This is a genomic window from Collinsella sp. MSK.8.10, from assembly GCF_019041915.1.
Lineage (GTDB): Bacteria > Actinomycetota > Coriobacteriia > Coriobacteriales > Coriobacteriaceae > Collinsella.
This window is the reverse complement of sequence record NZ_JAHPYF010000001.1, coordinates 418,789-442,851: the sequence shown is the minus strand read 5'-3', so window position 1 is coordinate 442,851 and position 24,063 is coordinate 418,789. Positions and strand designations below refer to the sequence as shown.

The window sequence follows — 24,063 nt, the reverse complement described above, 5'->3', positions numbered from 1 at the left end:
GGAAGCACATATGTCCGAAGGCTGGAACATCTTGGTGGTTGATGACGAACCTCCCATTAGGGCTGAGCTACGCTATCTGTTGGAAAAGGATACGCGTGTGGGTCAGATTGCCGAGGCGGGCAATGTCACCGAAGCCGTGGAGTTGATTCTGTCGAACAAGCCCGACGTGCTGTTTTTAGACATTACCATGCCCGGTCGCTCGGGAATTGAGCTTGCCGAGACGCTGCAGAACCTAAAGACGCCGCCGGTGGTTGTGTTTGTGACGGCGTTTGCCGAATTTGCCGCCGATGCGTATAACCTCGATGCGGTCGACTATGTCGTCAAGCCGGTCGAGGACGCACGCCTGTCAAAGGCATTCGACAAGATTGAGGCAGCCTTGGGTGCCCGTCGTGTTATCCACGCTCCGCGCCAGCCTTTGCGTCTGACGGTGGACCGCGGGGGCAAAAAGGTGTTCATTCCCGCCGCAGACGTCTGCTACTTTGAGGCGCGCGCCGATTTTTGCAATGCCATCTGCGCCGAGGGAACGTACCTGATCAATGAGTCGATCTCTTCGCTCGAGCGTCGCTTGGTCTCCGAGGGCTTTATTCGCGTTCATCGCAGCTATCTGGTCAATTTGGAAGACGTGCACAATGTTGAGATCGGTTCCACGGGTCTTATGGAGCTCAGGCTCGACCACGTGAACTCGACGGTGCCGGTGTCCCGTCGTCGTGCCGCCGAGGTCAAGTCGCACCTGGGGCTTGCGTAAGAGGCTTGCGTGCCGTCGTTTACCATCGCAGGTTTGGCATGGGCGCGCGGTGGGCATAATGGGTGGCATCGAATGAAATCGAAAGGATCATTATGCCCGCGCTTATCACCCATCATCTGTTTGGCGAGGAAAGCATCGACCGTCTTCCGCAGGGCGTCATCGCGTCCGATGAAGAGCGCATTGCCTTTATCTTGGGCAACCAAGGCCCCGACCCGTTCTTCTTTCACATTCTGACACCGCGTGTTTCCGACTGCACGCTGCTGGCACAGGTCATGCATCGGTCGCGCATGTCTCGTCAGTTTGCGTGCCTGCGCGACGGCGTGTCACATCTGCTGCCGCGCGACGCCAGCTTGGGTCGCGCCTTTGCGCTGGGCCTACTGTCTCATTACGTGCTCGACCGCAACGCCCATCCCTTTGTCTATGAGCAGCAGTTTGGCATCGTGGAGTCCGATTCAGAGCTTGAGGATTCGAGCAGTCAGGTCCATGCCGTGATCGAGAGCGACCTGGATGTACTGATGCTGCAGCTTAAACGCGATGGCGCTACGGTCGACGATTACCCGCCGGCGGGCGAGATCGTCACCACCGATCGCATCAATCGCGTGGCCGGCGTGCTGATGAGCTATGTTGCCGGACGCGTGTACGGCATTGACATTCCGGCGGGGGAGTACGGTGCTGCCGTTGCCAATATGCAGCGACTTTACCGCGCGATTGAGCCGGCCGGCTCCGCAAAGACGCGCGCGATCTCGCTGGTTGAGGGCTTGGTGCACGACTACTCGCTGCTCGACGGCCTTGCCCATCGCGTGACGACGGAGCTGCCCGAGCGCACCGGTAACCTGGGCCATCTGACATGGAAGAATCCCTTTACCGACGAGGTCTCGAACGAGAGTTTCCCCGAGGTCTTTGATCGCGCGCTGGTCGATTACGAGTGCACGGTCGCACGTTTTATCGAGACCGGTGACATGGATGCCGTGACCAGTCACGTCAACTACAGCGGTCGCGTGCTCGAAGCCGATGAGGAGTTCGACCGCGAGGAATAGGGCCCGTGCGTGCCCCTTTGCCGAATCCTTACCGGCGGTTCTGGACAATTGGGGTACGATGAACTAACTGCATATCGGGCGAATACGAAGGGTCCCTGTCCATGAAATACACCAAGCTCGAGCGTAACTGGGTTATGTATGATGTGGGCAATTCGGCCCTTGTGCTGCTCAATACCTCGGTGGTGCCCATTTACTTTAACGCCATCAATACCGGCGCTTCCTCGGCCGACCTGGTGGTCGCCTGGGGCAATGCGCAGACGATCGCCTCGCTGGTCATTGCCATGCTCATGCCCATTCTGGGCGCGCTTGCTGACTACGCAGGCAACAAGATCAAGTTCTTCTTGGGCTTCTTCCTCACGGGCCTGGTGCTTTGCCTGGCGCAGGCTATCCCAATGTCCGCCATGGCATTTTTGACCGTGTACGTGCTGTGCACCATCGGCCTTAACTCTTCTATGACGTTCTACGACGCCATGCTGCCCGACATTACGACCGACGAGCGCATGGACGCCGTGTCCAGCTCGGGCTATGCCTGGGGCTATATCGGTTCCACCGTGCCGTTCGTCATCTGCCTGGCGCTCATCATGGGTGGCCCCGCTCTTGGCGTCCCCACCATGCTGGCAACGCGTCTGTCGTTTATCATCACTGGTGCCTGGTGGCTCATCTTTACCCTGCCGCTCATTCGCACCTATAAGCAAAAGTACGGTCGCGAGCGCGGTCCCGAGGACACTATCGGCCACATCGTGGGCGGTGTGTTCTCCGAGGTCGGACACACCATGCGCGAGATCGCCCACAACAAGACCGTGCTGGTCTACATGATCGCGTTCTTCTTCTATATCGACGGTGTGCACACGGTCATTTCCATGGCCACCAGTTACGGATCGGCCTTGGGCATCGATTCGACGCAGCTGGTGCTGGCGCTGCTCGTTACGCAGTTCGTGGCCTTTCCGTCCGCCATCATCTACGGCAAGCTCGCCGGACGCGTGGGCACGCTCAACATGATCCTGGTGGCGGTCGCCGCCTACATGGGCATTGTGCTGTTCGCCGCGTTCTTCCTAAAGACCGCCTTTGAATTCTGGGTGCTTGCCATTATGGTCGGCCTGTTCCAGGGCGGCGTGCAGGCGCTCAGCCGTAGCTACTTTGGCCGCATTATCCCCAAGGAAAAGTCCAACGAGTACTACGGCTTCTTTGACATCTTTGGTCGTTATGCAAGCGTTATGGGCACCTTCCTGGTGTCGGTCGTCACCTCGCTGACCGGCAACCCGTCGCTGGGCGTCCTTTCCATTGGTGTGCTGCTGGTCGTTGGCTTTATGCTGCTGGTTCGCCTGTCCCGCATGACTCGGGCGGCAGAGCATGCCGCATAGGAGCGAGCGGCTATTGTGCCTGTCCACGGTACTCTTTTGGGGTTATCCGCAATAAACATTGCGACTTGCGAGCAATGATTTGCCCAAGTGGGTATGATGGAATCAGCTAGGTCGCGGGGCGTCGCCTGTGTTTGGCGGCGTCCCGTTTTTGTGTTGCAGGGAGGGTAAGGCATGAACGCCACGGTCGTGATTCCAACGTATTGGGCGGGCGATGACGCTTGCGCAAACGCCCCTGGCACCTATGACCATTCGACGCGACTCAACGCCGACAATCCCGAACTCGACCGCTGCCTGGCCTCGCTTGAGCAGGTACGTGACATCCCGCGCATCATCCTTTTGGTGGTCTGTCCCGTTTCTGCCACAGCCGATGTGTCGCTGCGCGTGCACGAGATTGTCGACGCGCATCCCACGCTCAAGGTCACCGTTGTCACCAACACCCAGGCCTCGCGCATCGCAGACCGGGTTGCTCAGATCGCGCCCAAGGGTTCGGGCGAGTGCGTGAGCCTGCGAGGCTACGGCGCCATCCGCAACATGGGGCTAGCCTGTGCCGCTGTGCTGGGGCATGACGCGGTTATCTTTTTGGATGACGATGAGACTGTCATCGACGCCGACTTTATGAAGCGCGCGACCTATGCGTTGGGGCAGCAGACGCGTCAGGGCTTGCCGATCTTGGTCAAGAGCGGCTATTTCTACGATCGCGACGGCTCGCCGCTGGCTCCCACGGACAAGGCGGGCATCTGCCACCGTTGGTGGACCAAGCGCATCGAGTTCAACCGTTGGATGAAAAAGGCGCTCTCGGGCACCCGCATCTCGCGCTCCAACTACGTGTGCGGCGGCCTGATGGCCCTGCACGCCCGCGCCTTTACGCGTGTGGCCTTTGACCCGTTTATCACCCGCGGCGAGGACTTGGATTACCTCTTTAACATGCGCATGTTTGGCTACGACGTGTGGTTCGATAACGAGTGGACCGTGCGCCATCTGCCTCCGGAGTCCGAAAAGCGCTCACCGCGCTTTATGCAGGATGTATACCGTTGGTACTACGAACGGGCCAAGTTGACATTCGCCGCGCATCAAAAGGAGCTCATTCCCGTTACGGCGGCATCACTCATGCCCTACCCGGGCCCGTGGATTTCGCGCGAGCTCGACGACCGTGTGCGCAAGACCGCTATGGTCCGCAGCGTGTTTACCCGCGAGCATGAGGGCTACCTGCGCATCTGGCGCCATGGTATCGGCGAGGCAAAGGCCTATGCGCGCCAAAACGCTGCAAGCTACCTGCGTTTCCAGAGCTTTTGGCCCAAGATCATGGACGGGCTTTGGCGTGACGCACAACTGATCAGTATCCTGGAGGGGGCCGAATGATCGACCGCCGCGCCCAGCGCGATAGTTCAATATCAATCTTTCGCATCATTGCCGTTGCCTGCGCCATTTGCGTGCTGGTGTACTTTATTTTTGCCTTGGTGACCGGTATCGAGCCGATCGCCACGGTGATTGCCTGCGCGCTACTGTGCATCTTTCTGTGCATCTTTATCTTTTTGACGCTCAATCCCGATTCGGTGCGCTCCCAGTACACCGAGGAGACGCTCTCGGTGGCCTCGGCCATGCTCGAGGACATTAAGGGCGGTCTGACGCAGGAGTCGGCGCGTTTGGTGTGCCGGCGCATTTTGCCCGAGACGCGCGCCATGACGGTGGCCATCACCGACGAGGGCAACGTGCTTGCCTGCGCGGGAGAGTTTGAGGAAAAACTACTGCCAGATTCTCCCATCCACACGCTTGCCACGCGCTACGTTATCGAACATGGCATCGTGCAGTCGTTCAACCGTATGGTGGATGTCGTGGGCTCGGACGGCTCGCACAACCAAGTCCCCGCCGGCATTATCGCCCCCATCAAGGTGGGCGATCGTACCGTCGGCACGCTCAAGTTCTACTACAAGACCCCGCGCGCCGTCGACCGTACCCAGTACGCGCTTGCCTCGGGCTTTGCCGAGATCTTGTCCACGCAGCTCGCTATCCACGAGCTCGAGGTGCAAAAGGAACTCACGGCGCGCGCCGAGGTGCGTGCGCTGCAGGCGCAGATTAACCCACACTTCCTGTTCAACACGCTGAACACCATTGCATCGTTTACGCGCACCGATCCGCTGCGGGCCCGCGAACTGCTTCGTGAGTTCTCATCGTTCTATCGTGCCACGCTCGACAACTCGGGATCGCTTATTCCGGTCTCGCGCGAGGTTGCACAGACCAAGCGCTACCTTACCTTTGAGAAGGCCCGCTTTGGCGAGGACCGCGTGCTTGCGACGTTCGATGTGTCCGAGGACGTGGAAGATACGCTGGTGCCGGCGTTCGTGATCCAGCCGATTGTCGAGAACGCCGTACGTCATGGTATGGGCGATGACGACGCCCTGAGGATCGACGTGACCGTTCACCAAGACGGCGAGGATGCAATCTTGATTGCCGTGGCCGATAATGGCGTGGGCATGGATGAGGGTACCGCCGCCAGACTGTTTGACGAGCGCTCTGCCCGTCCCGACGCCAGCTCTCCCCAGGGTGGCGGCGCCGGTGTGGCCATGCACAATATTTCGGAGCGCATCCATCGCTTTTATGGGCCGCACTCCTATACGCGTGTCGAATCGGCGCCGGGCAAGGGCACCAAAGTGCTCCTTCATCTTGATTTGTCAGAGAGCATCTTCGACATTCAAGAGTAAAATAAAAGGCTACGGGCTCAACGTCATGCGACGGATGCCCGGCGTAGTTAGTTGACGAAAGGTTTTATCCCTATGCTGCGTGCGATGATTGTGGATGATGAGGCGCCGGCTCGCTCGGAGCTTCGCTTCCTGCTCGAGCAAACGGGCAAGATCGGCACGATCACGGAGGCGTCGAGCGTCCGCTCCGCCATCGAGATGCTTATGGAAAGTCGCGTGGATGTCGTGTTTCTCGATATCTCGATGCCCGGTGCCTCGGGTCTGCAACTTGCCGAGGCGCTGCATAAGCTCAAAAATCCGCCGGCGATCGTGTTTGTGACTGCGTATAGTGACCATGCGGTCGAGGCATTCGACGTGGATGCCGTTGATTATCTGATGAAGCCTGTCGAGGAAGCGCGCTTGGATCGCGCGATCGAGAAGGTCATGCAACGCGCCAAGCCGGTTACGGACAGCAAGGTGACCATCGAGCGTATCCCGGTGGAAAAGGGCGGCCGCAAGGTGCTCATTCCCGTGGACGACATTCGCTTTATCATGGCCAAGGACGATTACTCCTGCATCTATACCGTCGATGATCGCTTTTTGTCGACGACCTCGCTGGCGCAGTTTGAGGCCAAGCTCTGCGACTTTGGCTTCTTCCGTGTTCACCGCCGTTATATCGTCAACTTGGCGTGCGTCACGGACGTCGAGACGGTGCCCTCGGGCGCCATCCAGCTGGGCATTACGGGCGTCGACGAACGCGTGCCGGTTTCGCGCCGCCGCGTCGTGCCGCTTAAGAAGGCTCTGAGTCTCTAGCACACTGGCCCCGCAGCCCTGTAGACCCATCGTCTGCGGAGTTGTGGGGCCTTTTTTGTATGTATCTGCCGAATCGTTTTTTCGCGGAAGGGATCCCATGAACAGTGCAAGTGCCAAGCGCATCGACATCATCTCGGACACCCACGGCTATTTATCGCCTGCGCTCCTGGACGAGCTTGAGGGCGCGGATCTGATTATCCACGCCGGCGACCTTACGTCAGAGATGGACTACGAGCACCTATGTACCATCGCCCCCGTGCGGGCTGTACTGGGCAACAACGATTACTACCGCGACTACGGCCCCGATGTAGACCGTCTTGCACTCTTTACCTACGAAGGTCTCAAATTCGCCGTAGCCCACTACCGCGAAGACCTTCCGGTGGGATCCGTAGACGTAGCCATCAACGGCCACACCCACGTAACCAAAGAAGCCCAAGTGGGCCGTTGCTTAGTCCTCAACCCGGGCAGCGCCAGCTACCCCAGAGGCACCCGAGGCCCCACCATGGCCAGAATGCTAGTAAAAGACGGCAAGATCCTAAGCACCAAGTTTATTGACCTAGACTAACCGCAACAAAAACGGGGGATGCACAATGCATCCCCTGTTTCCATTTGAGCCAAAGGCGGAGCTTCAGCAAGATCCATCAGACCAACCCCGCCGAGGAGCACGCGGGCTAGCCGCGCAGCGGCGCACGCCCGCAAAACTGGTTGAATAATGTGACGGCAGGGAGGGTCTCCGGGGCTGAGGGCGGGGGTTAAGTTTGTCGCGAGTTCCGCACGCAAAGGAAAGCACTTAATGTGCTTTCCGTCTTGCGCAGGACTGTAGAGCAGCAAACTTAACCCCCGCCCTCAGCCCCGGAGACCCTCCCGGATGGCCCCGAAAAATTTTTTCAAAAAAGTTGTTGCGCGCCGGACAGACTTCTGTGTATACTAATCCCCGCAGCGCACGCGAGCGGAAACAAACGCGAACGTCTGCCTGGGGAGTTAGCTCAGTTTGGTTAGAGCGCCGGCCTGTCACGTCGGAGGTCGCGGGTTCGAGCCCCGTACTTCCCGCCAATGCAATTAAAGCCACGTCTTCGGACGTGGCTTTTTGCGTTTGATGCACTTTGTTTCGATAGAACGATCGCCCTGGTGCATCTTCGCCCAGAATCCCCGCGCCTTCGGGAACGCAAGTAAAATCTAATAAGTATATCTGTCTGAACAACAGCTTTGTTGCGCAACACCTGTTCAACGAGACAGGGGGTTAGGTTATACTAAATTGCACTGTAGGCCGCATTTGATGCATTTCGCTCCAAGCGCGGCGCTCAGTGGATATCCGATTTACTATTTGGATATCCTGCGGTCATTTAGCGTCTCGACACAAGCTCGGCCCCGGAGCTCGTTCGAGCTGTTCGTATTCCTTGAAAGGGGAAAAATGGACATATCGAGGAAGACTGATTACGCCCTTCGTATGTTGGCGATGCTTGCCGAGGATCCGGAGCGTTTGCTTTCTGTTCGCACCGCTGCCGAAGAGGTCAATGTCCCGTATTCGTTTGCCCGCTCGATTCAGCACGGTTTGGTCCAGGCCGGTATTGTGGAGAGCCTGCGTGGCGTCCACGGTGGCATGCGTCTCAAGGTCAGTCCGGACGACGTTACCATTCGTCAGGTCGTCGAGGCCGTTCAGGGCCCTATGGTTATGAATGATTGCACCGCACCCGATGGCGACTGTGCACGCATGGGTACGTGCTGCTATCATCCCCTGTGGGCCGGAGCCCAGGCGTTGATGCGCGACTACCTCGATTCCGTTTCGCTCGGCGACATCGTCGCTCACCGCCAGTTCCCGGCCGTCGATTCCAAATTCGCCGACCGCGACGCGTTTCCCGAGTACGCCGCCTGTGCATGTGCTTGCCGGGAGGAATAGCGCCGCATAAGGAGCATAGATATGATTCAGGACCCCTTTCGTTCGATGATTCGTTCGGAAGGGGTCCTGCGTTATCGCGACCTTCCGTGGCGCCGCACGCGCGATCCGTACATCATTTGGCTTTCTGAGGTCATGCTGCAGCAAACACAGGTGCCGCGCGTGGAGACGCGCATGCCGGCGTGGCTCGATCGCTTTCCGACCGTGCAGGCGCTTGCCCAGGCCGCGCCTTCCGATGTTTTGGACGCTTGGCAGGGGATGGGCTACAACCGACGCGCTCTGGCGCTCCACAAGGCCGCTCAGCGCGTTGTAGAGGACTGGAACGGGGAGTTTCCGCACGAGACGCGTGACTTGGTTGCTTTGCCTGGTATTGGCCCGGCAACGGCGCAGGGTATCCGGTCGTTTGCGTTTGATCTTCCGGGCGTGTATCTGGAGACCAACGTGCGCACGGTCTTTCTGCATCACTTCTTTCCCGATGTACCGGCTGTTCCCGATCGCGAGCTGGTGCCGCTGATTCAGGCGGCCTGTCCGGCGGCCCCCGGTGCGTTGGCGGACGAGATCGCTCCCTTTGCTGTGCCGTTCGATGATGCCGATACGCCGCGCGCATGGTATTACGCGTTGCTGGATTACGGCGCATATCTAAAAAAGACGTTGCCCAATCCGTCCAGGCGCTCGGCGGGTTATAGCCGTCAATCAAAGTTTGAGGGCTCGCGTCGCCAAAAGCGCGCGCATATCGTGCGTATGTTGCTGGCAGCGCGCGATGGCCAGCCGGCGGGGATTACGCTTGCTGATGCCGTGGTGGGCGTTAACGAGATGGAGGCGACGGCTGGGCGTGGACCGGTCGAGCGCGAGCTTGTCGCGGGCATTCTAGCCGACCTGGAGCGTGAGGGCTTTTGCCGAGCCGAGGGCGATCGCTGGCTGAGCATCTAGCCTGTGCAAATCTGAAGAACAGGATTGTAAGGTTTAGATTTTCGGCATGAGGGCATCCTAAAGACGAGGCCGCTCGAAGCCTACGGGCGGCATGCGTTGAAGGGAAGTACACCTATGGATTTTGAGAACTCCCAAACCAAGAAGAACCTCGAGACCGCTTTTGCCGGTGAGTCCCAGGCACACACCAAGTATCGCTACTATGCATCCAAGGCCAAAAAGGACGGCTACGTTCAGATCTCGAATATCTTTGCCGAGACGGCGGGCAACGAGTCCGAGCACGCCAAGCTGTGGTTTAAGTATCTGCACGACGGCGCCGTTCCGGGCACTCTGGACAACCTGCGTGACGCCGCCGCGGGCGAGAACTACGAGTGGACCACGATGTACGACGAGTTCGCCAAGACCGCCGAGGAGGAGGGCTTTGCCGAGATCGCCGAGAAGTTCCGTGGCGTCGCCGCCGTCGAGAAGGCCCACGAGGAGCGCTACAACAAACTCGTCGAGCGCATCGAGTCGGGCGAAGTGTTTGAGCGTGAGGGCGTGAAGGTGTGGAAGTGCCTGAACTGCGGGCACCTGCACGTTGGTGCCGAGGCGCCTGAGGTGTGCCCGGTGTGTAACCACCCCAAGGCGTACTTTGAGGAGCAGGTGGTGAACTACTAGCGCGTGGCGCTAGCGTGAGCTGGGCCGGGAGGGCCGGACTACCTTCCCTCCCCGCTCACGGCTCCGCAGGGTCGCGTTGAGGGAAGGTAGTCCGGCCCTCCCGGCCCGCTTTGGGTCGTCGCGTGCTCGATACAGAAAAGCTGATAAAAAAGTTTGTGTGCCGCCCCTTTTGGGGCGGCACGTTTTGTGTGGGGGCTGGTTGGGACGGCACCGTTCATGGGTGGGGTACACTGGGTAGCGACTTTTAGTTTATCTACTACCTGATGGGGTGTTTTTGTATGGGTAAGAAGTCTCGGGCTCGGATGGCCGCTGCTGGGACTCGTCGTGATCCTAATCGCGTGGTTAATGAGGACGGTAAGGTTGCCCGTGCCGATAAGGAGAAAAAGGTCGGCGCGCATGCTCATCCTGAGTGGGCGCCTCATTTGAATTCGGCTAGTGAGGATTTGACTGCCAAGTTGTTTACTCTGGTCGAGGTAATTTTGGGCGTGGTGCCCGTGGTGGTCATTGGTCTGTTCCTGGCCTCTAAGGATGCCACGAGCGTGGATAAGCTCACCGATGTCTTTTCTCAGGACCCCTCGATGGTGGTTACGTTTATCTCTGCGTGCCTGCAGCCGTTTGTGGCATACATGTTGTACATGATTTATCGCAAATACTGCGAGGGCGATGCGGGCTTTGCCGCCGGCAACCTGATTGGTCTCTTGTGCTCCGAGATTTTGCTGCTCAATATTCCTGGCGTCATCGGCATGGGCATCTTGTTGTGGCGTGTTTGGCGCAACGTCGCTCCGCACTTTGAGAGCTGGCTGTTTGAGCGTCGCGCAATGGGCGTGCTGGTCGACATCGCGGGCTCACTCGTGATCCTAGTCCTGGCGTTTATGTGTGCCACCGCCTCTCGGGGCCTTGCGGGCATGTAGTCTGTCCTCACCGACCACGGAGCGCAGGGCGGGGAAACCTTTGCCTCTCGCTCACGGCTTCGCAGGGTCGCGCGAGGCAAAGGTTTCCCCGCCCTGCGCTCCGGCGTTGAGTCGTCGCATGCTCGTTACAGAAAAGCTGATAATAAGTTTGTGTGCCGCCCCTTTGGGGCGGCACTTTTTGTGTGGGGTCCCTGTCTTCACAATTTTCGTCAAGCTTTTGGTTAGATTTTGGTCAGTTGGCGTAAGGGTGGAAGGCCAAAAGATTGTTGGCGAAAAAAGCTCAGAGAAAGTGCTGGTAGGGGAGTTGTTGAGCTTTTCGACAGCTTTTGAGCAAAAGAAACTTTGTGGCTATTGCCGGCGATTGCGTTGTCGCGGTCATGGCGGTGCGGGATGCTGGTCGTAAGCGTCGAACGCTCCGATTTTGGAGGCCAACATGGACCTGTTTCTTGAGACCCCACAGCAACAAGCCGAGCGTATGCTGCGGCAGCAGCGGCGGCTTATAGAGATGCAAATGCAAGGGGTTGCCAACCAGGCGCCCGTGCAAAACGTCGTGCCCGCTGCTGTGCCTGCAGCTGTGCCCGGGTGTGAATCGGCGCCAGAGGCCTATTCCGTACAGCAAGATTCATATGCGCAGGAGCTCGCGTTCGACAAGCGTCGTGCGCGTCGTCGCCGCGTGGGCCAGCGCTTGCGCACATTGGCGATGATCGTGCTGATCCCGTTGGGGCTCGCGGCAATCTTCTTAGCCTCATATGCCCTCACATGCATTCTCAACGGCGCCTCGCCCAGCGAGGTGCTTGAGCACTTGGCAGCTCTCGGCCAGCGCCTAGGCGATGTCGCAACAACCATCTGCGCCGGCTGGGAGAGTTAGCGTTTGTCACTTTAGGACTTCTAGGGAGTAGGGATTATCGCCACGAGTAGAATTCTTGCATCCTGCGGGTCCTGTCGTGCGACTGAATAGTATTATTGATGATGAATAATAATACCAAATGAATGGAGGTGCTCGGTTGAATCTGACCTTTGAGGGATTCTTAAAAGGCTATTGCCGAGAGCTATCCGGACAGCAGTCGCTGAGTTTTAGAAAATTGGTTGAGCAGGCGACGACGGCTGCGCCGCGCGTGGCGGAGCCTCTGTTTTTGCTCGCTTTGGCGCAAGGAAAAGCCGAATACGTTCTGGGTTTATCCGAGGGCTCGTGGATGGAACGGGATTACCGAGACGTTTTATCCTTGTACGGTCAAGCGGGTAGCCTGGCGTCTCTATGCGCCAAAAGTGAGCTCCCTAATCGTTATGCCAACGTTTGGCGTGCGTATAGAGCGGTGAAGGAAAAGCCGGCGGCCGATAGAAGGGTGAACGCCCTGATGAGAAAGAAAACGCTGGAAGCATTGGAGGAATCGGGTGTAACGCGCTATGGCCTCTGCCGTGCTCTGCGCCTGAATGAAGGAAACGTATACGCATACTTGGCCGGCGATGACTCAAAGGTGAGCAGGAAAACGGCGCGCCGCATTATGGAATATGCGGAGGAGAGGGGCGCCCAAGAAGGGGCCGGGCGCCCGGTGTGTGTGGCGGGGTAAGATTGATCGCGGTTTTGATTGGTGCTCGATTGGGTTTGTTGGGCGGAGTTTATGTCTGCTATTGATATTGCACTTATTGTGATCGCCTTGGTGGCGGTGGGGGTTGCTGTGGCTTGCGCCCTCCAGCTCAAGAGCCTGCGTGCCGAGTTGCGGGAGCGTGGCGACAGTAGCGCGGAAACGCTGGCAGCACTCGAGCAGGCCAACAACGCGCTCGATGCCCTGAACGTCGCGCTGGCCGAAACCCGCCGCACGGCCAATGCCATCGCGCAGCAGCAGACGACCGATGCGGCCGTGGAGCAGCAACGTTACCTGACCATCGCACGCGAGTTCTCGCAAGCTGGTGACCGGATGGATGACCTGCGCCGCGAGACGGCCCAACAGCTCGGCGCCAATCGCGAGGGCATCGAGCATCGCCTGGACAAGGTGCGCGAGACGGTCGATGCTCAGCTGGGCGCCATCCGTAAAGACAACAACGTGCAGCTCGATCAAATGCGCGCGACGGTGGACGAGAAGCTCTCTCGCACGCTCAACGATCGCCTGTCGGCATCGTTTAAGCAGGTGAGCGACCAGCTCGAGGCCGTATACAAGGGGTTGGGCGACATGCAATCCATCGCCACCGGCGTGGGCGACCTTAAGCGCGTGCTGGGCAACGTGAAGGCGCGTGGCATTTTGGGCGAGGTGCAGCTGGGTGCAATTCTGGCGGACATCCTTACACCCGACCAGTATCTGGAAAACGTCGCCACCAAGCCCGGCGCCTCGGAGCGCGTTGAGTTTGCCGTCAAGCTGCCGGTGGACGAGGGCGACCCCGTGCTGCTGCCGATTGACTCCAAGTTTCCGGGCGACGCGTACGAGCACTTGCTCGACGCACAGGAGTCGGGCGACGCTGAGGCCGTCGCCGCCGCACGCAAGACGCTCGATATGATGGTGAAGCGCGAGGCAAAGGACATTTGCGAGAAGTACCTGAGCGTGCCCGCGACCACCAACTTTGGCATTATGTTCGTTCCGTTTGAGGGCCTGTATGCCGAGGTCGTCAGCCGCCCCGGGCTTATCGAGACCCTGGGCCGCGACTATCACGTCAACGTTGCCGGTCCCAGCACCATGGCGGCCATCCTCAACAGTCTGCAGATGAGCTATCAGACGTTTAAGTTGCAAAAACGTACCGACGACGTGCTGCGCGTGCTCTCCGCCGTCAAGGCCGAGCTGCCGCGCTATCAAAAGGCGCTGCGTCGCGCCCAGCAGCAGATCGAGACCGCGGGCAAAACGGTCGAGGGCATCATCACCACGCGCACCAACGTCATGGAGCGCAAGCTCAAGGACATCGACGCGCTGGAAGACGCCGACCAGGCCGATGAAATCTTGGGACTCACGTCCGCAAGCCTTCTCGCAGACCAAGAAGACGAGGACTAATTGCAACAAGACGGTGGGGCACCAGCGCAAACGCGGGTGCCCCACCGCTTTTCGTATCGCACTTGTCTGGAGCGTGCTCCAATGTGCAACAATGGCGTTTCGCCCTATCAGATGCGAAAGGAAGCCCATGTCTCAGAGAAGCACCAGTCCGCTCAAACGCTCCACCGTTCGCCGCACGCTGCAGCGTTTTTGGGACGTCACGCGCATACAACCGCTGATTGTCTTTCTCTCGGTGTTCTCGTCGGCGGGCTACATCTTTTTGCTCACGTTTGCCAACACCTATGTGATGGCCCTTATCGTCGACCGCGTTCAAGCCGGTCCCGTGGCGGGCGACCAGGTGTTTGAGGTCTTTGGCCCCTACATTCTGGCGCTCGTGCTCGTCAACCTAGTGGGCCAGATCCTCTCCAAGCTGCAGGACTACACCGTCTACAAGCTCGAGATTGCGGGCAACTACCACCTGGCGCGCCTGTGCTTTGACACGCTCTCCAATCAATCCATGACATTCCATACCAGCCGCTTTGGCGGATCGCTCGTGAGCCAGACGAGCCGTTTTATGAGCGGCTATACGGGGCTGGTGGACGTGACGGCGTATTCGCTCATCCCCACCATCACCTCGGTCATCTGCACCGTGGCCGCACTCGCCCCGGTGGTGCCGACGTTTACCGTGATCCTGGTGGGCATTATGGTCGTCTACATCGCGTTTGTCTGGCTTATGTACAAGCGCATCATGCCGCTTTCGGCCGCGACGTCCGCCGCGCAGAACAAGCTCTCGGGCGTGCTCTCCGACGCGGTCACGAACATTTTGGCCGTCAAGACCTGCGGGCGCGAGGACTTTGAACGCGATCTGTTCGACGCCGCCGATCGTGCCGCGCGCGACGCCGAGACGGTCTCGATGCACGCCATGATGCAGCGCAACTTTACGACCTCGGGCCTTATCGTCATCACCATGGCCGTGGTGAGTGTGTTCGTGGCGGGCGGCAATGCGTGGTTTGGCATCTCGGCCGGCTCGCTCGTCATGATCTTTACCTACACCTATAACCTCACCATGCGCCTGAACTACGTGAGTTCCATGATGCAGCGCATCAACCGCGCTTTGGGCGATGCGGCCGAGATGACGCGCGTGCTGGACGAGCCACGTTTGGTGGCAGACGACCCGGACGCCCCTGAGCTCAAAGTGACCGAGGGCGCGATTGATTTTGAGCACCTGAGCTTTGCGTACCGTGACGCTGTGGCGGGCGAGAACGTGTTCGATGACCTGACGCTTCATGTGGCGGCGGGCCAGCGCGTGGGCCTGGTGGGCAAATCGGGCTCGGGTAAGACGACGCTCACCAAGCTGCTGCTGCGCCTGGAAGATGTTCAGGGCGGCCGCGTGCTCGTGGACGGTCAGGATGTCTCGCGCTGCACGCAGCAGAGCCTGCGCCGTCAGGTTGCCTACGTGCCGCAGGAGGCGCTGCTGTTCCACCGCTCCATTCGCGAAAACATTGCCTACGGTCGTCCCAACGCCACTGATGAGCAGATCCGCGAGGCGGCTCGCTTGGCTAATGCGACCGAGTTTATCGACCGCCTGCCCCGTGGCTTTGACACCATGGTGGGCGAACGCGGCGTCAAGCTCTCGGGCGGCCAGCGTCAGCGCGTGGCTATCGCCCGCGCCATCCTAACCGACGCGCCGATTCTGGTGCTCGACGAGGCGACCTCTGCCCTCGACAGCGAGTCCGAGGCGCTGGTGCAGGAGGCGCTCGAAAACCTGATGCGTGGACGTACCTCCATTGTGGTGGCGCACCGCCTGTCCACCGTGGCGGCGCTCGACCGCATTGTGGTGCTGGCCGATGGCGAGATCGTCGAGGACGGCACGCATGCGCAGCTCGTCGAGGCGGGTGGCGAGTACGCGAGCTTGTGGAGCCGTCAGACCGGCGCATTCTTGGAGGCGTAAGCGTCTCGGACGTGGGACAATTGTGCCCATAAGTTTATTGTGCCGTTGAGCCGAGGAGTCGTTATGCCACGCGAGACCAATGCCGCCAAACGCGAGCGCGCCGTTGAGGTGTGCGAGCGTCTCAACCGTCGCTATGGCCCGGTCGAGTGCTTTTTGGACCACGAGAATCCCTTCCGCCTGCTGATCGCGGTGCTGCTCTCGGCACAAACGACCGATGCGCAGGTCAACAAGGTGACGCCGCGGCTGTTTGCCCAGTGGCCCACGCCCGAGGCCATGGCCGGGGCGAGCGTGACTGACGTGGCGGACACCATCAAGTCGCTTGGCTTTTATAAGAGCAAGGCCAAGCATGCCGTGGAGGCCGCGCAGATGATCGTTGCCGATTACGGCGGCGAGGTGCCGGCCGACATGAAGGAACTCGTGAAGCTGCCGGGCGTGGGACGCAAGACGGCGAACATCGTGCTCAACGTGGGGTATGGCATCGTAGAGGGCATTGCGGTGGACACGCACGTCAACCGCATTGCGCACCGCCTGATGCTGAGTCCCAAGACGCATGCAAAGGAGCCGCTCAAGACCGAGCAGGATTTGCTCAAGATTTTGCCGCACGAGTATTGGGAGTCGGTCAACCATCAGTGGATCACCTTCGGTCGCGAGATCTGCGACGCCCGCAAACCCAAGTGTGACGAGTGCCCGCTGGCAGATTTGTGCCCCAGCGTGCGCGTAGCGGGGTAGGGCGGAACGCATTTTCGTCTGGCGTTTTTTTGCGGGGCTGGGTTTGCCCTTGAGCCGGAGTTCTCTCCATGCGCTACCATGACGGACAATGTATTTGACGTACGACCCGCCGAGCTTGCCCCGGCGGGCTTTTGGCGTTGCGATGCCGGAGGAACAGCATGCTCATTCACCGTATAGCCGCGCAGCTCTACACTGCCGAGGCGCTGCAGACCGTCGAGGCCGGACTCGATGCCGGCGAGGACGTGACGCTGGCCGTGTCGCAGTCGGGTCGCACGCTTATGGCGGCCGCCCAGTTTGCGCGCCGTCCGCGCCCGACGGTCTACATTGTGAGTGGCGAGGATGCGGCCGATCGCGCCGCGCGCAGCCTTGCCGCCTACGTGGGCCTGGCGCACGTGTGCCGTTTTCCCGAGCGCAAGGACTATCCGTGGCGCGAGCAGGCGCCCGACGACGCCGTGGTGGCGCAGCGATGCGAGGCCCTGGGACGCATCGTGCGCGGGGACAACTGCATCATGGTTGCCTCGGCTCGCGCGTTGCTGCGCTGCGTGCCGCCGGTCGAGAGTCGCTACTGGGAGTCCACTACTTTTGCGGTGGGCGAGGAGATTCCTTTTGATGAGGTACCGCAGCGTCTGGTGGGCATGGGCTACACCAATGCCGGCGCCGCCGATGCGCCCGGTCTGTTCCGCGTGCACGGCGACACCGTCGAGGTGTTCCCTGCACAGGAAAAGGCACCCGTGCGCATTGAGTTCTTTGGCGATGAGATCGATCGCATCCGCCGCATGGTGAGCTCAACGGGGCAGACCATCGGTAACGAGGACAGTATCGAGATCTTCCCCTGCCGTGAGCTGGCGCTTACCGACGAGGCCGTCCACAACATGCATGTGGCGCTCTATCGCGCCAGCCAGGACGACAGCAAGTTGGCGGCGCTGCTCGAGATGGTGGATGCACGCATCGTCACGCCCGAGCTCGACCGCTTTTTACCGGTGATGTACGGCCAGACCGTAAGCCCGTTGGCGCACGTGAGCGGCAAGGCGCTCGTGGTCCTGTCCGAGCCGCGCTCGCTGTTCGACGACTGCCTGCGCGCCTACGAGGATATTGAGGCCCGTGCCGGCGAGGCAGGGATTGACCGCCTGGATGGTCTGTACGTGCGCGCCCAACAGCTCGATTTTGGTGCCCAGCAGCGCCTGAACTATGTGAGCCTCATCCGTGCCGGCGGTGCGGTGACGGCCGAGCTCAAGATTGAGCAGCCGGCCATTGCGGGCTCGGACAACCGTTTTATGACGCGCATTCAGGAAGTCGTGGGCAAGCGCTATGCCTGCGTGTTTGCCATCCCCGATCGCGGTGCGCGCGAGTCGATGGAGCTCACCTTTGGCGACGAGGGCATTACCTTTGAGGAGTCGCTGACGGCTGCGCCCGAAAATGCCGGTGCTATCGGCGACCGCGTGCGCGTGGCAGCGGCGGATTCCGCCGACCGTGCCGCACGCCAGGAGGCCCATGCTTCCATTCGCGAGCGTAAGGCCGACGCGCTCAACGCCCGCTCGCTCGAGGCGGGTGCCGCCCAGGCTGCCGCCGGCGCCGCCGTGCCCACTATTTCGCGCGGACGTGTGACCTTTGTCGATGCCGCCTTGCCGCAGGGCGTGGTGGTGCCCGATGCCAACCTAGCCGTGTTCTCGATCGCCGACCTCAACGCCCGCATGGACGCCAACCGCGCGCGCAGCCGTCGCAAGGTTGACATTACGCAGATCACCTTCCCGTTTAAGCCGGGAGACTACGTGGTGCACGCCACCCACGGCATCGCGCTCTTTAGCGAGATCGCGCGCCAGGAAGTGGGCGGCAAGGAGCGCGATTACTTTTTGCTGGAATATGCCGACGGCGACAAGCTCTACGTGCCGCTCGAGCAGGTCGACCGCATCACACGCTATGTTGGCCCCGACGGCGACAAGCCGCGCCTGACCAGGCTCAATACCGCCGACTGGACGCGTGCCACCAACAAGGCACGCAAGAACGCCAAAAAGCTGGCGTTTGACTTGGTCGACCTGTATACGCGCCGCTCGTCGATTACCGGTATCGCCTGTCCGCCCGATACGCCCGAGCAGATCGAGATGGAGGAGAGCTTCCCTTACGACGAGACGCGCGACCAGCTGGAGGCCATCGCCGACATTAAGGCCGACATGGAGGCGCCCAAGCCCATGGACCGCCTGCTGTGCGGCGACGTGGGCTTTGGCAAGACCGAGGTCGCCCTGCGCGCGGCCTTTAAGTGCGTGGACTCCGGCCGCCAGGTCATGGTGCTCTGCCCCACGACCATTCTGGCCCAGCAGCACTACGAGACCTTCTTTGAGCGCTTTGCCCCGTTTGGCCTCGAGGTCGAGGTACTCAGCCGCTTCCGCACGCCGGCGCAGCAAAAGCGCGCGCTCAAGGCGTTTGCCGAGGGCACGATCGATGTGCTCATCGGCACGCATCGTCTGCTTTCGGCCGATGTGAACCCCAAGAACCTGGGCCTGGTGATCATCGATGAGGAACAGCGCTTTGGCGTGCAGCACAAGGAGCAACTCAAGAACCTGCGCGAGCAGATCGACGTGCTCACGCTCTCGGCAACGCCCATCCCGCGTACCATGCAGATGGCCACGAGCGGCGTGCGCGATATGAGCCTGATCACCACACCGCCGACCGGGCGCCGTCCTGTGATCGTACATGTTGGAGAGTACGACCCCGACGTGGTGAGTGCGGCGATTCGCTTGGAGGTGGGCCGCGGCGGTCAGGTGTATTACGTGTCCAACCGCGTCAAGACCATCGACGACGCCGTGGCGCGCGTGCACGAGGCCGCGCCCGAGGCGCGCGTGGGTGTGGCGCACGGCAAGATGAGCCCGCGCGAGGTCGAGGACGTGATGATCGAGTTCGCGACCAAAAAGATCGACGTGCTCATCGCCACGACCATCGTGGAGAGCGGCATCGACAACGCGACCGCCAACACGCTGATCATCGAGGATTCGCAGCGCCTGGGTCTGGCGCAGCTCTACCAGCTCAAGGGCCGTGTGGGCCGTTCTGCTACGCAGGCCTACGCGTACTTTATGTTCCCGGGCGAGCTGCCGCTCACCGAGGAGGCGACGGCGCGCCTGACCGCACTTTCTGAGTTCCAGGACCTGGGCAGCGGTATGCGCATCGCCATGCGCGACCTGGAGATTCGCGGCGCCGGCTCGCTTATGGGCGCCGAGCAGCACGGCAACTTGTCGAGCGTGGGCTTTGACCTGTTTACGCAGATGTTGGGCCAGGCGGTGGCCGAGGCGCGCGGCGATGACGATGCCGGCGTGGAGGCGGCAAGCGTGGGCATCAACCTGCCGGCCGACTACTTCTTGTCCGAGGAGTACCTGCCGGCGGTGGACCAGCGCGTGCTCGTGTACCGCAAACTCGCGGCGGCCGAGGACCTGGAGAGCATCGACGAGGTGCAGGAAGAGACCGAGGCTGCGCATGGAGAGCTGCCGTTGGCGGGGCTCAACCTGTTCAATCGCGCACGAATCCGCATTCGCTGCGAGCGCCTGGGGCTCGAGAGCGTCACGCTCAGTGGCGGCCGCATCACGTTTTTGGGCGTCGACGTGCCCAAAAAGGTGGCCTTTGAGCTAAAGACCCGCTATGGCGCGGTGAACTTCCCCAAGAGCCGCAAGCTGTCGGTGCCCTACAAGGCGGGCGCTGGCGCGGGCAGCGGCCTGGGTCGCGGCCTCGACGCCAACGACGGCACCGGTCCTGTGGCCGCGGCGCTCATGCTGCTGCAGCAGTTGGGTGCTAGCGACGACGACTAACAAGTAGGGGGCGTGGCGGGGCAGAGCTACCAGTTGTTCTTTGCCCAGCCACCTTGCAGGTTGATTCCAACCCCATCGAAAGGAAAGCATGTTCGGATACATCTATAAGAAAGATGCCGCCATTATCGCGGTTGTCTTGTGCCTTTGTCTGGGCGTGGGCAGTTTCTTCGATTATCAGATCTCGAGCGCGCTGTTCAATATCGGTAGCATGTACGGTCGCTTTATCGAGGCCGCCGGCGAGCTGCCGTTTGAGCTGACGGCGAGCGTCGCGGGCGTTATGCTCGTACGCGCGGTGCGTCCCGACTCCAGGGGGAGCAAATGGCTCGCCGTGCTCGGCATTCTCGTCAACGTTGGCCTGGCCGGCTACGAGGTCGTTTCGTCCCTGCGGGTTGGCGGTAAACTCATTGCCGTTCAGCTGGTGCTGACGTTTGTGCTGGTCATCGCCGCCAACCTTATCGTCTATCGCCTCACGCGCACGACCGAGCCCGACGAGCTTACGCGCTGGGCGTTGATGGTGCTTGCCGTGTGGGTCGCTCAGGCCATTATCCTCAACGTGATCGTCAAGCCGCTGTGGTCGCGCCCACGCATGCGCGTGATCGAGGTCACGCCGGGGCTCAATTTTCAGCCGTGGTGGGTAATCGGTAACCCCGACAAGTGGAGCTATATCGCGGCCGGCGTAATCAAGGACGGCTTTAAGTCGTTCGCGAGCGGGCACACGGCGCATGCGGCGATCGGCCTTATGCTCGCCGGGCTTCCCGCGGCGGCCTTTAAGGAAAAGCCTTCGCGCCGCCGCGTGGTCTTTTGGACGGCGGCTGTGGTCGCGGCGCTCGTCGCGTTTGGCCGTATCGTGATCGGGGCGCACTTTTTGAGTGATGTGAGCTGCGGTTTTGCTCTGGTACTGGCACTCGAGTGCCTTGCCGCGCGCATTGCCTATCCCAACGGCGTACAATAGCTCCGTTTGAATCATCTGGCCGATACCCGGTAAGAGAGGATTGCCATGCTCGCGTTCAACAACGACTATTCCCACGGCGCACACCCAGCGGTGCTGCAGGCGCTCGTCGATACCAACATGGAGCCGCAGCCCGGCTATGGTACCGATGCGCATACCGAGCGTGCCAAGCAACTTATTCGCGAGGCCTGCCAGGCCCCCGATGCCGACGTGTTTTTTCTGGTGGGCGGCACGCAGGCCAACGCGACGGTGATCGACATGCTGCTCGCGCCGTACGAGGGCGTCGTTGCTGCCGAGACTGGCCACGTCGCCTGCCACGAGGCGGGCGCCATCGAGTTTGGCGGCCACAAGGTACTCACCATCCCCGGCTACGAGGGCAAGATGCACGCCGAGGACCTCGAGAACTATATCCAGGTGTTCTACGAAAACGAGAGCTACGAGCATACGGTGTTCCCGGGCGCCGTGTACGTGAGTCTATCGACCGAGTACGGCACGCTGTACTCCAAGGCCGAGCTCGCGGCGATTCATGCGGTATGCCAGAAGCGCGAGATTCCGCTGTTTGTGGACGGTGCTCGCCTGGCCTATGCGCTGGCGGCCGATGAGTGCGACATTACCCTGCCCGAGCTGGCGCAGCTGTGCGACGTGTTCTACATCGGCGGCACCAAGTGCGGCGCGCTCTGCGGCGAGGCTGTGGTGTTCTGCGGCATGCACGCTCCGGCACATCCCATTCCGCGCATTAAGCAGCACGGCGCGCTGTTGGCCAAGGGCCGCCTGACGGGCGTGCAGTTTGAGGCACTCTTTACCGATGGCTTGTATTTTGAGATTGGTCGACAGGCGATCGAGACGGCTCAGGCGCTGCGTCGTGTGCTGCACGAGCGCGGCTACCAGTTCTTTTTGGAGACGCCCACAAACCAGCAGTTTGTGATTCTGCCCAACGAGGACATGGCGCGCATTCGCGAGCACGCCTCGATCGAGTACTGGGAAAAGTACGACGAGACCCACACGGTGGTGCGCTTTTGCACCAGCTGGGCCACGACGCAGGAGGATATCGACGCGTTGGCGGCGGTTCTGTAGGTTGATGTGACGAGGAGGGCCGCCTTGCGCTGGGTTTGGCGCAGGGCGGCCTTTGCTTTTGGGAAGAAGGGTTGTATGACCGAGATGTCCGAGCCGGCGATTCGCCTGGCGACGCCCGAAGACGCGCCGGCGTTGCTTGCCATCTATGAGCCATATGTGCGCGAGACGGCGATTACCTGCGAATACGAGGTGCCGAGCGTTGAGGAGTTCGCCGGACGCATCGAGCGTACGCTCAAGCGCTATCCGTATCTGGTGATGGAGTTGGACGGGCGTCCGGTAGGTTATGCCTATGTGAGTCCGCTCAACAGCCGCGAGGCATACGACTGGTCGGTCGAGACGTCGATCTACCTGGCACGCGACGTGCGCCACGGCGGGCTGGGCCGCAAGCTGCACGATGCGCTCAAGCAATGCCTGATCGCGATGGGCATCACCAACATGTGCGCGCTCATCGCCGTGCCGCACGACAAGGACGACGAGTATCTGACGCACAACAGCCAGGATTTCCATGCCCATATGGGCTACCGCCTGGTGGGCGCCTTTGACCGCTGTGCCCAAAAGTTCGGCCGCTGGTACGACATGTGTTGGATGGAGCTGGTCCTAGCCGAGCGCGTCCCTAACCAACCCAAACCAACCTGGTTCCCCGACCTCCCCAAACCTACCATTTAGGGACAGGTTTATTTTGGCAGGTTAGCCGATGGGCTCGGTGTATTTGGCGCGGTCGGTGCGTTGGATGCGCTTGGAGACATGGAGCGGGCGGCCGTCGGTGTCGTAGACGTAGTCGGTGATCAAGATCAGCGCCTGCCCGCGCTCAACGTTGAGCAAAAACGCCTCGTTTTGCGAGGCATAGCACACCTCAAAGGTCTTGTGCCCCTGTGCCGGCGCGCGATGGAATTCTTGGCGCAGCGTGGCGTAGAGCGAACCGTTGATATCGCGGTCGATGAGTGCTTCAAAGCTCGGTGGTAGATAGGTGGTTTCCAGGCACAGTGGCGCATCGTCCAGATAACGCAGGCGGACAAGTTTGACGAGCTTGCTGCCCACGGCGGCGTCAAAGAACTTAGCTATGCTGCCGGCCGCCTTGGCAAAGCCCGAGTCCACGGTACGCGTGGTGGGCTTCATGCCCTGGCCTTCGACCTGCTTGGTATAGCTCGAAAACATCAGATTGTTCTCGTGGAGCGCGGGCGTGTCGGCCACAAAGGCGCCACGCCCGCGCTCGGTGCGCACCAGGCCCTCATCAACGAGCACCTTAAGGGCGTGGCGCACGGTGCTGCGCGACAGTCCCGATTCGTCCATGAGTTCCATCTCGGACGGCAGCTTGTCTCCGCGTGCATAGGTGCCGGAGGCGATGCGGTCGCGCAGCATGCCCGCCAAGCGCTCGTATTGGGTCAGTCTCTTTTTAGATGAAGCGTTCATGCGATCAACCTGTATCTAACCTGTATGCGTATCTAATCAAGCATGTATTCAATACAACAACAAAACCGCTGGTAGCAAGTTATCGAAAACCGCATCAGCAATATTTCTAAGACAAATATAGCATACAACTAGTCGACATAACCAAAACATGTATGTAACTTGTATGCCATCGAGAGCATCAAACG

At 60.5% G+C, this 24,063-nt stretch carries 21 protein-coding genes and 1 tRNA gene; 21 read left to right on the top strand and 1 reads right to left on the bottom strand.

Translation table 11 applies throughout. The features are described from left to right. Positions 1 to 10 precede the first annotated feature (10 nt). The 21 genes from KTF55_RS01845 to KTF55_RS01745 all read left to right on the top strand — a co-directional run bounded on the left by KTF55_RS01845 (position 11) and on the right by KTF55_RS01745 (position 23,134). Positions 11 to 745 carry a LytTR family DNA-binding domain-containing protein gene (locus KTF55_RS01845; RefSeq protein ID WP_217107486.1) on the top strand — a complete coding sequence of 245 codons (735 nt, stop codon included), beginning with the start codon at positions 11 to 13 and terminating at the stop codon, positions 743 to 745. 92 nt (positions 746 to 837) lie between these two features. Further along, positions 838 to 1,782, top strand: coding sequence for a zinc dependent phospholipase C family protein (locus KTF55_RS01840; protein WP_195568632.1), 945 nt, complete (start codon positions 838 to 840; stop codon positions 1,780 to 1,782). Positions 1,783 to 1,883: 101 nt separating this feature from the next. Continuing rightward, positions 1,884 to 3,143, top strand: a complete 1,260-nt coding sequence (locus tag KTF55_RS01835; RefSeq protein WP_117646634.1) for an MFS transporter — start codon at positions 1,884 to 1,886, stop codon at positions 3,141 to 3,143. 171 nt (positions 3,144 to 3,314) lie between these two features. Beyond that, positions 3,315 to 4,502 (top strand): glycosyltransferase, encoded by a 1,188-nt coding sequence (locus tag KTF55_RS01830; RefSeq protein ID WP_117803913.1) that lies wholly within the window; start codon positions 3,315 to 3,317, stop codon positions 4,500 to 4,502. Then, positions 4,499 to 5,842: a histidine kinase gene (locus tag KTF55_RS01825; RefSeq protein WP_055310084.1), complete on the top strand. Its 1,344-nt coding sequence runs from the start codon at positions 4,499 to 4,501 to the stop codon at positions 5,840 to 5,842. The genes KTF55_RS01830 and KTF55_RS01825 overlap by 4 nt, the downstream gene beginning before the upstream one ends. Positions 5,843 to 5,914: 72 nt before the next feature. Next, the gene (locus tag KTF55_RS01820; protein ID WP_006235156.1) at positions 5,915 to 6,631 is read left to right on the top strand and encodes a LytTR family DNA-binding domain-containing protein; all 717 of its coding nucleotides are present in this window, start codon (positions 5,915 to 5,917) and stop codon (positions 6,629 to 6,631) included. 97 nt (positions 6,632 to 6,728) lie between these two features. Beyond that, positions 6,729 to 7,196 (top strand): YfcE family phosphodiesterase, encoded by a 468-nt coding sequence (locus KTF55_RS01815; RefSeq protein ID WP_117584170.1) that lies wholly within the window; start codon positions 6,729 to 6,731, stop codon positions 7,194 to 7,196. Positions 7,197 to 7,606: 410 nt separating this feature from the next. Next, positions 7,607 to 7,684 (top strand) — tRNA-Asp (locus tag KTF55_RS01810). Positions 7,685 to 8,042: 358 nt separating this feature from the next. Then, positions 8,043 to 8,528 carry an Rrf2 family transcriptional regulator gene (locus KTF55_RS01805; RefSeq protein WP_117786742.1) on the top strand — a complete coding sequence of 162 codons (486 nt, stop codon included), beginning with the start codon at positions 8,043 to 8,045 and terminating at the stop codon, positions 8,526 to 8,528. 21 nt (positions 8,529 to 8,549) lie between these two features. After that, the gene (locus KTF55_RS01800) at positions 8,550 to 9,455 is read left to right on the top strand and encodes an adenine glycosylase (protein WP_217107487.1); all 906 of its coding nucleotides are present in this window, start codon (positions 8,550 to 8,552) and stop codon (positions 9,453 to 9,455) included. A gap of 114 nt (positions 9,456 to 9,569) precedes the next feature. Beyond that, complete coding sequence (gene rbr / locus KTF55_RS01795; RefSeq protein WP_006235152.1) at positions 9,570 to 10,109, top strand: rubrerythrin; 540 nt, start codon at positions 9,570 to 9,572, stop codon at positions 10,107 to 10,109. Between the two features lie 278 nt (positions 10,110 to 10,387). Beyond that, positions 10,388 to 11,020 (top strand): hypothetical protein, encoded by a 633-nt coding sequence (locus tag KTF55_RS01790; protein ID WP_217107488.1) that lies wholly within the window; start codon positions 10,388 to 10,390, stop codon positions 11,018 to 11,020. Between the two features lie 433 nt (positions 11,021 to 11,453). Next, on the top strand, positions 11,454 to 11,888 hold the full coding sequence (locus KTF55_RS01785) for a hypothetical protein (RefSeq protein WP_217107489.1): 435 nt from the start codon (positions 11,454 to 11,456) through the stop codon (positions 11,886 to 11,888). Positions 11,889 to 12,024: 136 nt separating this feature from the next. Then, the gene (locus tag KTF55_RS01780) at positions 12,025 to 12,588 is read left to right on the top strand and encodes a hypothetical protein (RefSeq protein ID WP_217107490.1); all 564 of its coding nucleotides are present in this window, start codon (positions 12,025 to 12,027) and stop codon (positions 12,586 to 12,588) included. A 51-nt stretch (positions 12,589 to 12,639) separates the two neighbouring features. Further along, positions 12,640 to 13,995, top strand: a complete 1,356-nt coding sequence (gene rmuC / locus KTF55_RS01775; RefSeq protein ID WP_217107491.1) for a DNA recombination protein RmuC — start codon at positions 12,640 to 12,642, stop codon at positions 13,993 to 13,995. Between the two features lie 127 nt (positions 13,996 to 14,122). Beyond that, on the top strand, positions 14,123 to 15,925 hold the full coding sequence (locus KTF55_RS01770; protein ID WP_217107492.1) for an ABC transporter ATP-binding protein: 1,803 nt from the start codon (positions 14,123 to 14,125) through the stop codon (positions 15,923 to 15,925). Positions 15,926 to 15,988: 63 nt separating this feature from the next. Further along, the gene (gene nth, locus KTF55_RS01765) at positions 15,989 to 16,654 is read left to right on the top strand and encodes an endonuclease III (RefSeq protein WP_217107493.1); all 666 of its coding nucleotides are present in this window, start codon (positions 15,989 to 15,991) and stop codon (positions 16,652 to 16,654) included. A gap of 158 nt (positions 16,655 to 16,812) precedes the next feature. Then, the gene (gene mfd / locus KTF55_RS01760; protein ID WP_217107494.1) at positions 16,813 to 20,445 is read left to right on the top strand and encodes a transcription-repair coupling factor; all 3,633 of its coding nucleotides are present in this window, start codon (positions 16,813 to 16,815) and stop codon (positions 20,443 to 20,445) included. Between the two features lie 88 nt (positions 20,446 to 20,533). Then, a complete protein-coding gene (locus KTF55_RS01755; protein ID WP_217107495.1) occupies positions 20,534 to 21,397 on the top strand; it encodes a phosphatase PAP2 family protein in 864 nt (287 codons plus the stop codon). Positions 21,398 to 21,442: 45 nt separating this feature from the next. Continuing rightward, positions 21,443 to 22,468: a low specificity L-threonine aldolase gene (locus KTF55_RS01750; protein ID WP_118271027.1), complete on the top strand. Its 1,026-nt coding sequence runs from the start codon at positions 21,443 to 21,445 to the stop codon at positions 22,466 to 22,468. 75 nt (positions 22,469 to 22,543) lie between these two features. After that, complete coding sequence (locus tag KTF55_RS01745) at positions 22,544 to 23,134, top strand: GNAT family N-acetyltransferase (protein WP_217107496.1); 591 nt, start codon at positions 22,544 to 22,546, stop codon at positions 23,132 to 23,134. Positions 23,135 to 23,155: 21 nt separating this feature from the next. Here KTF55_RS01745 and KTF55_RS01740 read toward each other — a convergent pair whose 3' ends face one another. Then, entirely contained in the window at positions 23,156 to 23,878 is a 723-nt protein-coding gene (locus KTF55_RS01740; protein ID WP_217107497.1) for a GntR family transcriptional regulator, read from the bottom strand. Positions 23,879 to 24,063: the final 185 nt, after the last annotated feature.